Raw genomic sequence first — 12,052 nt, 5'->3', positions numbered from 1 at the left:
ATTCCACATGGATAGAAGCCGACTCAACAGCCACCTCTTGGTCGTCTTCCTCCATTTGTTCAAGTACATCCCGTTCGGAGCTGGAGACTCGCTTGGGTATGAGGTAGTTCACATCGAGGTTTGAGAGTGTCTGGAACACTTGTATCGAATCGAACTCTCGATCACACAGCACCGTCTCGATTGGAACATGTTCTTTCGCTCGTCGAACGAGTCGCCGAACAGTACGATGGATCTGATTCGACGGGTTCTCATCCCACTCAGAGCTCTCTCGAACCGGCTCGACAGCCAAAATCAGCGGGATGTTCTGCCCGATGATCGACAGCGTCGCAAATTTGAACGCTCGACCGTCCCTATCTTTCGTCCCGCTGACCATCGGCATCTCCTCGACATCTCCATAATAGGGAATAGTCGTGATGTCGATCGCGGCTGTGACTGGACGCCGGAACGATGCTTTAGGGGCGATCACCGAGAGTAAGCGATCCGTCGTTTTGTTGAATCCCCTCACGAGTTCTTCGGGGCCAAATTGTTTGACTGCGCGGAGGTGGGTATCACCATGTGGTCCGTACTCTTTCCCGCGCCGATATTGGAAGCGAGTAGCTCCCTGCGTGGCTCCGCACCGAACCATCCCCATGAACGTCTGTAGCTCGAAGAATTGTGTGTCCTCGTACGAGGCGTTCGACGCCCGACCAGAGTCGAAGTGTCCGTAGGCGTGAGCACGCGCGAGGCGCGTCGTCTGGATGATTTTCTCCTGTGAGAAGGATTCGTTTTCTACTGAGTCTGCGGCTTCCTCAGTATCGTTGAGGATCTCTGCCTTTGGCCGAACCTCGGGCGCTGAAATGTCGCGATCGTGGACTTCCTTGATGACGAAGTGGGCGGCGGCGTGGATGTATTCGTGAACAACGTCGTCGAATCGATTTCGCCACGCCCGCGAGAAGGTTGATTCGTCGGGTACTCGACTGAAGCCGAGGATAGTCGCTACTTCCGGTTGCCGGGTGAGTCGTCGAGAAAACTCGGCGTACGAGTCACCCGTTATTTTCATGAACACAAATGAGAGGATTATCGCGCGAAAGGAGAGTGGCGCAGGATGCCACGCTGGATACCCGTCTTCGATCGTGTCTATCGAGTGATCGAGGTTTTCGAACGCGGTGACGAGATCGGCTTTTGTGAGTTCGTTTCGGATAGTGATCCCCAGCTGGTACGCTTCGCACAGAGACTGCATGCGAGGACCATCTTTGAAAGGAGGGCTACCGGAACCACTCATTCAAGAAATGGTGGGGTCGATCGCAAAGTTACCACACCAACATGACTACAAACATACTCTGTTCATCGTCAAAGGGATTGCTGCCGCCGCATCTAGGTCTCCGAGTTGGCTCTCAACCTTCATGATGTCCACGAGGTACCCGGTACGGTTTCTAACATAAGTTCGAGCTGATCCAGACACATCTCGATCTGCTTGTCGATCGGCTCAGATCCCCGTACTGTCCGGTTGATATCCGGGAGGACACCTTGGAAGAAGACCACGTCCGACCCGCTGGCCTGCATGCCGAATGCGCCGGTGTCAATAACGTCGTCGCGCCGGCGTTTACTCTCTTCACTCAGCGACTCACCGATCAATATCCCGTTTTTGCGGTCCATCTGGTCTCCAAGAGCCGCTACCTGATCCAACATATGATTTAGTTTATCTTCAAATATAAAAGAGTCTGCTTGTCCCGCCGTGTCGCGAATAAGGTGAACCGCTCGGGCTGGGGTTGTAATCAGTGCTAAATTCTCATTAAAGGCTTTTAGAGCTTCTTTTTCCTGTTTACTGCGTATCGAATCGTTCCGTCGACTCAATAAGAGAGTGCGCCGATACCGTTCATTTGAATGTGATTTTGGTCTGGGCGCGTTCGCGAGACACCTGAGCAGTACACCAAATGAATTAAGTCATATCGAGATATATCGATGTGTATGTCGATACTCGGCCGACTGTTCGGTGGCGAGTCGAATGATAATGAGAGCTGCTGTGATATGCAGATAGAGGAGGTGGACTCGGACGAAAACGAGGCGGACGCGCCGGACGAGCGCGCCGACCGTACGGAGGACTGATCGATAATGTCGCAGGAACAGAACGCGGCGGCTCAAGCGGGCTCCGAATCCGCGAGCGGGACGCTCCGACGGATGGAGGAGGGCGTCTGCTGTGACGGGCCGTTCCCGGAGACTCGACGGGCGGACGACGCGGTCGTCGAGGCGGAGCTGTCGGCGTTCAAGGCGCTGGCCAACGAGAAGCGACTCGCGGTCGTTCACGCGCTTCGAGAGGGCGAGCTCTGCGCCTGCGAGTTGGAGACCGTACTCGACGCGCCCCAGTCGACGGTCGCGTCACACCTCAGGAAGCTCCGCGACGCCGGCATCGTCGCCACGCGCAAGGAGGGAAAGTGGACGTACTACCGGATCGCGGACACAGCGAGCCTCCAGCTGCTCGATCTGGCCGCGGCGTTAGGTGAGGACCGATGATCCCGCCGGGGACCGAAGCGGCGCTGCTCGACTCGTGGGACTACTTCCTCCACCTCGCGATGGTCCTCACGCCGCTGTTCATCGGCGCGTCGTTCCTCGTCGGGCTCGCACAGGAGTACCTCCCGCCCGAGCGCGTCGAAGAGATGCTTCGCGCACGCGACCACGGCAGCGGGAACGTCCTCGCGGCGGGCCTCGGCGCGGTGACGCCGTTCTGCTCGTGTTCGACCGTCCCGGTCTTGGCGGGCCTGTTGGGGGCCGGCGCCCCCACGGGCATGGCGTTCTCGTTTCTGCTCGCCTCCCCGATCGTCAACTGGATCGCCGTGTTCCTGCTGTTCGGGCTGTTCGGGACCGGTGTGACCGTCGCGTACGTGACGACGGCGCTGCTCGCGGCGATCGTCGCGGGACTCATCATCGGGACGTTCGAACTCGACGAGTACATCAAGGACGTCCGGATCACTGCGGGCGGTCGCGAGATCGCAACCGACGGCGGAGCGACTCCCTCGGACGCGTCGGGGGCGGCCGACGCCGGCGGGTGTAGCGAGTGCGGGACGACGGCGACGAACAGAACCCACAAGGAACGCGTGACTGCCGCGGGGGAGGGCGCGCTCTCCTTCTTCTGCGACACACTCCCGTACATTGCCGTCGGGATCGCGATTGGCGCGCTGATCCACGGCGCCGTACCGGCGGAGCTCCTCCAGCGGATCGCCGGGCCGGGGAACCCGCTCGCGACCCCGATCGCCGCACTCGCCGGTGCGCCGATCTACGTGAGCATCAGCGGAATGCTGCCGATCGCGCACTCGCTCACTGAGGCGGGGATCCCGATCGGAACGGTGATTGCGTTCGTCATCGGCGGGGCGGGGATCAGCATCCCAAACCTGATCCTCCTGAATAAGCTGTTCGAACGCCGGCTGCTCGCGATCTACGCGACGACGGTCGTGACGATCGGCATTACAGTGGGTGTGCTGTTCAACACCGTCTTCGCCGGCCTCCTCTGAGCCGGGATCTTTCTTACAACGACCGCGACCCGTCGAGCGCGACGAGGACGGCGTTCGCGCGCGGCGTGGCGCGATACATCCGCCACTTCCCTTCCTTCCGGCGCGTGACGAGGCCGGCGTCAGTGAGCTGCGAGAGGGCGTGGCTGATCGCGCTGTCGCTCACGTCTAAGAGTGGCGAGAGTTCGCAGACGCACAGCTCCTCGTCGTCAGCAGCGTGGAGCATCCGGACGATCTTGTATCGCGTCTCGTTGCCGAGTGCCGACAGCAGCTCAATATCGGTCGCCAGGTCGGATCCACCGACGCTCTCGTTCAGTTCTTCTAGCTCCGCTAACCGGTCGGCGAGGTCTTCATCCGTACAGGAGCCACATTCGTCGGCGACGTACCGCTGTAAACGCTCGGTAGATGACATACAAACAATTGAACCAAGCCGGGATTAAACGTTGCGGAGCGCCGTCTCAACTGATAGCTGGACAGCGAAAACAATATAGTAATCTCTCAAATATAGTCTCGTATGAAAAAGACGAGACTTGTGGTGGATGTCTGGCGGTCGACAACGACCATCTCGGCAGGTTCGAGCAACGATACGGCCGAATGCGCCGCTACAGGGTGTTCGCCGTGACCGGTTCCTACAAACGGGTCAATTACACCGACATCGAGACCACCTCGGGCGCGATGCGGCCGCTTACCGACTCGCTCGATAGCGAGCAGGTCGGCGTGTCAATCGCGCGCTGTGAACCCGGATGGCGGAATAAGTCGCACGACCACGCCGCGGAAGATCACGAGGAAATATACGTCCTCTTAGAGGGTGAAGCTACCGTCGTTATCGACGACGAATCCGTCGAACTCGAAGCTGGCGACGCGGTTTGGATTCCGCCGACTGCGACGCGACAGATCCAGAACGGTGATGTCGAAAGTGCGCTCGTCCTCGTGAGTGCCCCGGCGTCGAAGTGTCGAACCACGACGTGTGTCGACGACCCAGGATCGTGGGCCACCAACGGATTTATCGGGTGATCGGGGAGTCTCGGCCGTTCAAGATGAAATGACTATGCGGCCGGTGTGGAGATATCCGACCGAAGAGCTTATAATTGTATGAGAGTTTGTTCAAATGAATTGGCCACAGAGAGGACAAACAAACGTGTCCTGCTGTGAACGATACATCAGATGTACGACCGCGATCCGACTCAATCATGACCGAACTCACCCTGTACGAAGAAGCGATGTGTTGCTCCACCGGCGTCTGCGGTCCCGACCCCGACGACGAACTCGTCGAGGTCAGCGCGGCGCTTGACCAGCTCGAAGACGCGTTCGACGAGCTCGAAGTCAACCGGGCGAACATGCAGCACAACATCGATCAGTTCCTCGAAACGCAGCGGATCTACGACCGCGTTCAGGAGGACGGACCGTCGATTCTCCCTATCACGGTCGTCGACGACGAGATCGTCGCCGAGGGCGAGTACCTCTCGTACGACGAACTGACCGCGGCCATCGACGGCAACGCCGCGCCACAGGAGGCCTAATAAATGGCACAATCACAGTCGACAGCGACGAGCGCGCGTGAGGTCGTCGAACCAAGTAGCGACGAAACCGAGTTCGTTTTCTTCAGCGGGAAGGGCGGCGTCGGCAAGAGCACGGTGAGCTGTGCGACCGCGACGTGGCTCGCCGACAACGACTACGAGACGCTGCTGGTGACCACCGACCCTGCCCCGAATCTCTCGGACATCTTCGGGCAGTCGATCGGCCACGAGGTCACCGCGATCGACGGGATCGAGAACCTCTCGGCGATCGAGATCGACCCGGACACCGCCGCCGAGGAGTACCGCCAGGAGACGATCGAGCCGATGCGCGAACTGCTCGGTGAAGAGGAGATCCAGACGGTTGAAGAGCAACTCAACAGCCCCTGCGTCGAGGAGATCGCCGCCTTCGACAACTTCGTCGACTTCATGGACAGCCCGGAGTACGACGTGGTCGTCTTCGACACCGCACCGACGGGCCACACCATCCGGCTGATGGAGCTCCCCTCCGACTGGAACGCCGAACTCGAGAAGGGCGGCTCGACCTGTATCGGGCCGGCGGCCTCGATGGAGGACAAAAAACAGGATTATGAGCGCGCGATCGACACGCTCCAGGACGACGAGCGCACTTCCTTCGCCTTCGTCGGCAAGCCGGAGGACTCCTCGATCGACGAGATCGAACGCAGCGCGAGCGACCTCGGCGACCTCGGGATCGAGTCGCAGCTGTTGATCCTCAACGGCTACCTCCCAGAGTCGGTGTGCGAGGACCCCTTCTTCGAGGGGAAACGCGCGGACGAGCAGGCCGTTATCGAGCGCGCCCGAGAGGAGTTCGACGCGGACGCGACGGCGACATACCCGCTCCAGCCCGGCGAGATAGCCGGGCTCGACCTGCTCGCTGACGTGGGCGGTGTCCTCTACGACGGCACGGAGGCGACCGTCGATGTCGGGACCGCGACCGACGTGGACGCTGACGGTGCGGTCGAGTTCGATTCGATGGCGGACGCCGACGCGGTCGTCGACCAACTGACACCGGGCGAGGAGACGCGATACCTCTTTTTCACCGGGAAGGGCGGCGTCGGCAAGAGCACGGTCGCCTCGGCGGCAGCGACGAAACTCGCTGAGGCGGGCCACGAGACGCTTGTCGTCACGACCGATCCGGCCGCGCACTTAGAGGACATCTTCGGTGAGCCCGTGGGCCACGAACCCACCTCGGTCGGCCAGGAGAACCTCGACGCGGCGCGAATCGACCAAGAAAAAGCGCTTGCGGAGTACCGCGAGCAAGTCCTCGACCACGTCACCGAGATGTACGAGGACAAAGAGGACACGCAGATCGACGTCGACGCCGCGATCGCGAACGTCGAAGAAGAACTGGAATCGCCCTGTGCCGAGGAGATGGCCGCGCTCGAAAAGTTCGTGAGCTACTTCGACGAGGACGGCTACGACGTCGTCGTCTTTGACACGGCCCCCACGGGCCACACGCTCCGACTGCTCGAACTTCCCTCCGACTGGAAGGGGTTCATGGACCTCGGCTCGCTGACGAAGGGGGCTGCCCCCGCCAAAGGCGACCAGTACGACGAGGTCATCGAGACGATGAAAGACCCCGAACGGAGCACGTTCGCGTTCGTGATGTACCCCGAGTACACCCCGATGATGGAGGCGTACCGGGCTGCCGCCGACCTCAAAGATCAGGTCGGCATCGAGACCTCGCTGGTCGTCGCCAACTACCTCCTCCCCGAGGAGTACGGCGAAAACGCCTTCTTCGCGAATCGGCGCGCTCAGCAGGCGCAGTATCTCGACGAGATCCGTGACCGGTTCGACGCGCCGTTGATGTTGGCGCCGCTCCGGCAGGACGAACCGATCGGGCTCGACGAACTCAGCGCCTTCGGTGAGGAGATTACCGGACTCGCAGACGTTGTCGAAGCGGACACACCGGAGGTGACGCCCTCGTGAGCGACGCACAGGACGTGGAAGGTGCGGCCGAGGACAGCGTGGGCATGTCTACTGAGGAAGACGTAGAAGCCAACATTGAGGTGGCGCTCCACGAGTTCCTCGACACGCTCGACGAGTCTGAGACGTATCAGCGGTTCGTCGCGGCCGACGAGGCGTTACAGGACGATGACGACGCGATGGCGCTGCTCCGCGAGTACCAGCGAAAGCAACAGCAGATGCAACGCGGCGGTTTCGACGAGTCGGTGATGGCCGAGCTGAAGCAGCTCCAGACCGAAATGTCGAACAACGAGACGATCCAGCGTCACCAGGCCGCACAGGCCGATCTGATAGAACTGCTCAAGCGAACGAACGATGCCATTAGCGACGAAATCGGCGAGGAGTTCGCGCGGTCCACCGGAGGTGGGTGCTGTTGAGCGCTTCCGGTCAGGACGCCAGCGAAGACGGAGTCACCGACGACGAGGTCGTCGCGGCCGCCGAGTCGCTCGGCGAAGAGCTTGCGGCGGCGAAAGAGTCCTCCTCGGAGTTCGCGTTCACCACTATGGTGATGCAGTGTAACGAAGCGATCGGCGACGAGACTGGTGTCGACTACGGGAGCGTCTGCGGCGCCGACGACGACGGCTGCTGTTAGGGGATGTCGACAGGGGTCGTTTCGGCTGACGACCCTGCCAATCGTCACTCCGCGGACGGTGTCTGCGACAGGAGTTCGTCGAACAGCGAGATGACACGTTCTTCGATCTCGTCACAGATCTCCCGAACCTCCTCGATCGGGCGCTTGTGGGGATCGTCGAGCCCCCAATCGCGATTCTCGCCGTTCCACGTCGCCGGGCACACGTCCGATGCGGAACACCCCATCGTGACGACGAGATCGACCGCCTGTAGCTCGTCTGGTGTTACCTCTCGCGGCGTTCGGTCGCTGAGATCGATGTCTCGCTCTCTCATTGCTTCGACGACGATCTCGTGGACGTGGTCTGCGGGCTGTGTGCCACCGGTAACGATCGTAATCTGATCGCCCACATCGCGACGGTCGCGCTCGCGCTCAGCGAACGCCGCCGCCATTTGGCTCCGTCCTGCGTTTTGGACGCACACGAACGCGATCTGGTGGCCCGTCCGCTCATCGGATTCAGTCACACCTCCACAAGCGAGTGGGATCGGTATAGCTGTTACTTCAGGCACAGCGGCTCTCGATAGGCTATCTGAGAAGTACTCTCAGACCCGTGTTGAGCTATTGAGACGTATATACATCACATAGAAGTTCTCAAGTCGACGGCATCGATTCTGGTGTTTATGAGTGATGAGTTGCCGGTTACTCTAGGATTCGTTTGTGTACAAAATGCTGGTCGCAGTCAGATGGCAACAGCGTTCGCCGAACGCGAGCGTGACCGTCGTGGACTCGAAGACAATGTTGAGATCATTACCGGTGGCACTCGCCCCGCCGATAGCGTCCACGACGAGGTCGTGGCGGTCATGCAAGACCACGAGATCGATCTCTCGGATCGAGTCCCTCGAGAAGTCTCAACGACTGAGCTCGAATCATGTGACGTCGTCGCCACAATGGGCTGTTCGACACTCGAACTCGATGCTGAAGAGATAGATGTTCGCGACTGGGCGCTAACAGATCCTGACGGCCAAGATCTCGATCAGGTCCGTGAGATTCGAAACGATATCGAACAGCGGGTTACAGACTTGTTCGACGAAGTTCACGCGAACGGTTCGCAGTGAAACAAGCGCCTGCTGGAGCGGTACTCGAATGACGGACTGTTATTGATTTAGCGAGGTTTTAATCAAGCTTTTTGTGAGAAAACAAAGGCACGCATGAGATCCATCCTCGGAAGTTATGGGCGCGGTGGTATGGTGAGGTCGTTAACTTACCGGATCTCATAAGCCGCGCAAGGAGGGTAGCCCCAACGAGGCAGGGAATGTTTATCATTCTCTGTCGAACTGTACCGAAAAGTCGACCGCAGGACGATCTCACGGTGGAAGATCCAACGGACTATCAGAAACCGAAGGGCAGCAGAGCAACAAGGGTGTCACTGTATCTCTTCTAATACCTCTGGCCCCCTCAGTATCCGGAAGAATTGCTCGTACTCCGTCTCACTGACTACCTGGGATAGTGCGCGCTCTGCGTTCCTGTCGTCGATGATCAGTCCCACGGAATTGTGACCCTCAGACACCCGGATTTGAACAAGATTACCGGCGAATTTGGCGTCCGTTTTCGGGAGTTCATCTTCTCGCTCCTGTTCGAGCTTGGCTAATTCTCTGTGTGCTTCGTCAACCATCTCGCTCACGGTAGGGCCGTCACGGATTCGCGCACCGTAATCCGGCTCTGGAAGGGCAACAATCCAGTCCTCGTTACGTATTGGATCAAGCCAATCATTAACACCGTAGGGACCAGCCCATTCCTTGTCCAACTCCTCGACTACTCCAGTGGAGACGTACAACTGCTTATCATTCGACTGAATGTAGTTGATTAGCTGTCGCCGTTCTGGAGTAGATCGCCCGATTCCACCCAAGACGCTCGAGTCAACGAGGAGTGCATCCGGGAGCGGGTAGAGGGGTGAAGAGTCAACTAATTTCGGCCGATCGCTCATTCCTGCTCAAACACGTACGGAGTGTTTCGAATCTTTCGATCATGTACGTCGTGTTCGAAGGAATCATCGATGAGCCCTGCTTTGACAAATAGGGCAATGATCGGCTCCAGCGCCTGCGTGATGCTGATAGCCTCGATCTCATCAACATTGAGGCGGTCTGCTGCTCCACGACGAGTCACCTCGCCACTGAGGTATGCCCGTGTCTGCTCAACCGCCATCAGCAGCTTCGCCTTGCCGTGCCGATCAACGAAGAGTTCGATGTCATTGACCTCGCCGCTTGCACCGTAAGCGGCGATCGTAAGCGGGTCAAACAATATCCGCGTCTCTCCCTCCCCAACGGGGAGAAATAGTGAATCAGTCCGGAGCTGGCTCTCTTTCCCGCTACTGACATCCTCGACAATGTCTAAGTTTTTGAGCTTTCCAACCCGCATTGAGGTTGTACTTCCGGCAAGATCGAGTCTACGCTCGATACTGCTGTTCGTAGTAGGCTGATTCAGCAGGATGTCAGTATAGACTCTGGCGATGTCGGGATTCACCAGTATCTCTGAGGCTGCGATAAAGGAGCGTGCGGTGCCCTCTTTCGAGCCGTTCTCGTCCGCAGCCGGGGCGTTTGTTACCACCATCGTGATTCATGATACGTGAACCGAGAACTAATATCTTGTGGCAGTCGTTTCGGACTGTATGGAGGCTCCGAGAAATTGTTCTTAGATCAGGGTGTCATAGAACGGCTAGCACACCCCCCACCAATCGTTCAATACAGAGGACTCACGAACCGTTCAGTACGGTGGATGTGTGTGTTCCATCGACGATGATCTTATCATTACCTGTGACTTCTACGACATGATTTGGTGTCTCGAATTGTAAGCGCCAAGCGTTGCTTTCGTGATTCACCAAATCCTGTATCGCGTCTGTTGCAACATGGCGTTGGAGGGAGATATCCAACTTCATCGGATCAACTCCCTCTTCACCGGCGATGGCTCCGATGATTTGATTAAGGACAGTCTGGTCAATAGGAGATATTTGCTGACTCCACGGGAAGAATGTATCCATTACGTAAGCGCGATATCACGATCAGTTCAACGGCGTAACCTCGGAAGTACAGACCGTAGAGCGTTCAGTACAGGTGGACAGGAGTGAGTTCTGTCTTCGTTCGAGCGCAAAACCAGCAGACCTCAGACAACTACGACTCACTTCAGGCGGATAATCGTGAGATCCCAGTCTGGCGTAGACTCATTAACATGAATAAGCTCATACCCACCAGTTACGGTCACACCGTTAAGATGCGCCCGCCGAACGAGTTTGTCGAGTGAATCTTCTAACTCACTCTTCGTACTCGGAGAGTTGACCGTCATAGTATCAGGAGACACTCTATGCGGGTAAGGCTGTGCCAGTATACACCATGTGTAATTTTTAAGAGCAATCGATGAGACGGAATCTCGTAACGAACACAGTGGCCAATAGGCAAACGCATTCTATCGGCTGATTCAGCTGTGAATTCGCGAAATAAATGTCGTGGTAAATCTTCTACGCTCTTATGTAGAAACGCGGAAAGAGGTCGTTTGGTTGTACCCAGCTCCGAATTGAGTACGCTATCCGAGGCTCAAATCGCCGGACTACGGTGGGTATCTAACATGTTAAATCGTCTTTCCGCAGCTCTACACAAGAGCGATCTTCTATGGCACCCTAGGTTTAGTGGGAATTGCCTGATACACCGCTCCTGTGAACCACACAGCCGTTTTAGCTCATAGCTCACGAGACTTGCCCCAGTTATTTTTGCCTCTCGAAAATGCATCCGATACAGATGTCTGATAACTCCGACGACACTGGGGGAGAACGGGTCGTCTTCGCAATGCTCGTTGGAGTGACGTTCGGAGCGGCACTCGGAACGACAGTTCTCCAAGATATCACACAGGGAATTGTTGCTGGTGTCGTCGTTGGAACCCTCGCTGCTCTCGTCTTCCCAGCGTGGACAGACCGACTCTACAAAACGGTAACAGACAAACTCGGAGAATAATCCCCTACAGTGAACAATTCGAGAGAGCAAAGGGAGGTATGCCAACCGCTCTGTAACACCCTGACTATAGGCTAAGAAGAGGTCGCACTCGGCTAGAGACGTCCGAAAGCATCTGGCGTGTGGCTTGGCGCAACAATTCTTCAGAGTGAGCGCTAACATACCAACAATGACGGACGAGATCGACATCCCAACCGAGCCGCGGGCTGCGGTCGACGCACTAGCGACTCACCTAACTGCGACCGCAGATCGCCCAGTTCCGCCAGCGACGAACCGATGGCTCGGAGAGGCTGAAGCCGTCGCCCGCGATGCTACCAGTGACGATCTTGACACGCAAACCAGACGGAAACGGGTCCGCCAAGTTGCCACACTACTTGAGTCGGCTGACGAAACGGGCGACGTGGTCGCCGACCGCCACATCGAAGCAGCGATCGAGTGCTGTCAAGTCATTCTCAGTACTTCACAAAGCCGCTTAGTTAGAACGTCTGCTTGCTGAAGGTGTGTCTA

At 57.9% G+C, this 12,052-nt stretch carries 17 protein-coding genes; 10 read left to right on the top strand and 7 right to left on the bottom strand.

Annotated features, from left to right (window positions below; translation table 11 throughout):
* A partial coding sequence (locus tag DQW50_RS01875; RefSeq protein ID WP_133258789.1) for a transposase occupies positions 1 to 1,219 on the bottom strand: 1,219 nt, incomplete at its 3' end.
* A gap of 161 nt (positions 1,220 to 1,380) precedes the next feature.
* Entirely contained in the window at positions 1,381 to 1,833 is a 453-nt protein-coding gene (locus tag DQW50_RS18325; RefSeq protein WP_241964300.1) for a hypothetical protein, read from the bottom strand.
* Between the two features lie 114 nt (positions 1,834 to 1,947).
* On the opposite strand from DQW50_RS18325, the gene DQW50_RS17775 reads away from it, so the two are divergent.
* From DQW50_RS17775 to DQW50_RS01860, 3 genes are read left to right on the top strand one after another with little or no spacing between them, the layout of a single operon-like run.
* Complete coding sequence (locus DQW50_RS17775) at positions 1,948 to 2,085, top strand: hypothetical protein (RefSeq protein WP_157964833.1); 138 nt, start codon at positions 1,948 to 1,950, stop codon at positions 2,083 to 2,085.
* Positions 2,086 to 2,091: 6 nt separating this feature from the next.
* Positions 2,092 to 2,490 carry a metalloregulator ArsR/SmtB family transcription factor gene (locus DQW50_RS01865; protein WP_004595754.1) on the top strand — a complete coding sequence of 133 codons (399 nt, stop codon included), beginning with the start codon at positions 2,092 to 2,094 and terminating at the stop codon, positions 2,488 to 2,490.
* Positions 2,487 to 3,485, top strand: a complete 999-nt coding sequence (locus DQW50_RS01860) for a permease (protein WP_112077632.1) — start codon at positions 2,487 to 2,489, stop codon at positions 3,483 to 3,485. Before DQW50_RS01865 ends, DQW50_RS01860 begins: the two co-directional genes overlap by 4 nt.
* 13 nt (positions 3,486 to 3,498) lie before the next feature.
* Here DQW50_RS01860 and DQW50_RS01855 read toward each other — a convergent pair whose 3' ends face one another.
* Positions 3,499 to 3,894, bottom strand: coding sequence for a metalloregulator ArsR/SmtB family transcription factor (locus DQW50_RS01855; protein WP_094583148.1), 396 nt, complete (start codon positions 3,892 to 3,894; stop codon positions 3,499 to 3,501).
* A gap of 182 nt (positions 3,895 to 4,076) precedes the next feature.
* Here DQW50_RS01855 and DQW50_RS01850 point away from each other — a divergent pair, with 182 nt between their 5' ends.
* The 5 genes from DQW50_RS01850 (at position 4,077) to hcsS (ending at position 7,574) form a co-directional block, all read left to right on the top strand.
* Positions 4,077 to 4,496 carry a cupin domain-containing protein gene (locus DQW50_RS01850; protein WP_112077631.1) on the top strand — a complete coding sequence of 140 codons (420 nt, stop codon included), beginning with the start codon at positions 4,077 to 4,079 and terminating at the stop codon, positions 4,494 to 4,496.
* A 176-nt stretch (positions 4,497 to 4,672) separates the two neighbouring features.
* Positions 4,673 to 5,002 (top strand): arsenite efflux transporter metallochaperone ArsD, encoded by a 330-nt coding sequence (gene arsD, locus DQW50_RS01845; protein ID WP_094519407.1) that lies wholly within the window; start codon positions 4,673 to 4,675, stop codon positions 5,000 to 5,002.
* A 3-nt stretch (positions 5,003 to 5,005) separates the two neighbouring features.
* Entirely contained in the window at positions 5,006 to 6,946 is a 1,941-nt protein-coding gene (arsA, locus tag DQW50_RS01840) for an arsenical pump-driving ATPase (RefSeq protein ID WP_112077630.1), read from the top strand.
* Positions 6,943 to 7,359, top strand: a complete 417-nt coding sequence (hcsL, locus tag DQW50_RS01835; RefSeq protein WP_112077629.1) for a halo-CC-star protein HcsL — start codon at positions 6,943 to 6,945, stop codon at positions 7,357 to 7,359. The genes arsA and hcsL overlap by 4 nt, the downstream gene beginning before the upstream one ends.
* A complete protein-coding gene (hcsS, locus tag DQW50_RS01830) occupies positions 7,350 to 7,574 on the top strand; it encodes a halo-CC-star protein HcsS (RefSeq protein WP_112077628.1) in 225 nt (74 codons plus the stop codon). The genes hcsL and hcsS overlap by 10 nt, the downstream gene beginning before the upstream one ends.
* Positions 7,575 to 7,618: 44 nt before the next feature.
* Here the strand turns inward: hcsS and DQW50_RS01825 are convergent, their stop codons facing one another.
* Positions 7,619 to 8,041: a low molecular weight phosphatase family protein gene (locus tag DQW50_RS01825; RefSeq protein ID WP_394338561.1), complete on the bottom strand. Its 423-nt coding sequence runs from the start codon at positions 8,039 to 8,041 to the stop codon at positions 7,619 to 7,621.
* A 189-nt stretch (positions 8,042 to 8,230) separates the two neighbouring features.
* On the opposite strand from DQW50_RS01825, the gene DQW50_RS01820 reads away from it, so the two are divergent.
* Positions 8,231 to 8,665, top strand: a complete 435-nt coding sequence (locus DQW50_RS01820; protein WP_112077626.1) for a low molecular weight phosphatase family protein — start codon at positions 8,231 to 8,233, stop codon at positions 8,663 to 8,665.
* 308 nt (positions 8,666 to 8,973) lie between these two features.
* On the opposite strand, the gene DQW50_RS18320 is transcribed toward DQW50_RS01820, so the two are convergent.
* The 3 genes from DQW50_RS18320 to DQW50_RS01805 all read right to left on the bottom strand — a co-directional run bounded on the left by DQW50_RS18320 (position 8,974) and on the right by DQW50_RS01805 (position 10,584).
* Positions 8,974 to 9,534 carry a hypothetical protein gene (locus DQW50_RS18320; RefSeq protein WP_241964299.1) on the bottom strand — a complete coding sequence of 187 codons (561 nt, stop codon included), beginning with the start codon at positions 9,532 to 9,534 and terminating at the stop codon, positions 8,974 to 8,976.
* Positions 9,531 to 10,157: a hypothetical protein gene (locus DQW50_RS01810; RefSeq protein ID WP_112077625.1), complete on the bottom strand. Its 627-nt coding sequence runs from the start codon at positions 10,155 to 10,157 to the stop codon at positions 9,531 to 9,533. The genes DQW50_RS18320 and DQW50_RS01810 overlap by 4 nt, the downstream gene beginning before the upstream one ends.
* Before the next feature lie 142 nt (positions 10,158 to 10,299).
* A complete protein-coding gene (locus tag DQW50_RS01805; RefSeq protein ID WP_112077624.1) occupies positions 10,300 to 10,584 on the bottom strand; it encodes a HalOD1 output domain-containing protein in 285 nt (94 codons plus the stop codon).
* Between the two features lie 751 nt (positions 10,585 to 11,335).
* Here DQW50_RS01805 and DQW50_RS01800 point away from each other — a divergent pair.
* Positions 11,336 to 11,548 (top strand): hypothetical protein, encoded by a 213-nt coding sequence (locus DQW50_RS01800; RefSeq protein ID WP_112077623.1) that lies wholly within the window; start codon positions 11,336 to 11,338, stop codon positions 11,546 to 11,548.
* The last annotated feature ends 504 nt before the right edge of the window (positions 11,549 to 12,052 follow it).

Origin of the sequence: Halorubrum sp. 48-1-W (genome assembly GCF_003287355.1) — an archaeon.
Lineage (GTDB): Archaea > Halobacteriota > Halobacteria > Halobacteriales > Haloferacaceae > Halorubrum.
This window is presented reverse-complemented; position numbering and strand designations above follow the sequence as displayed.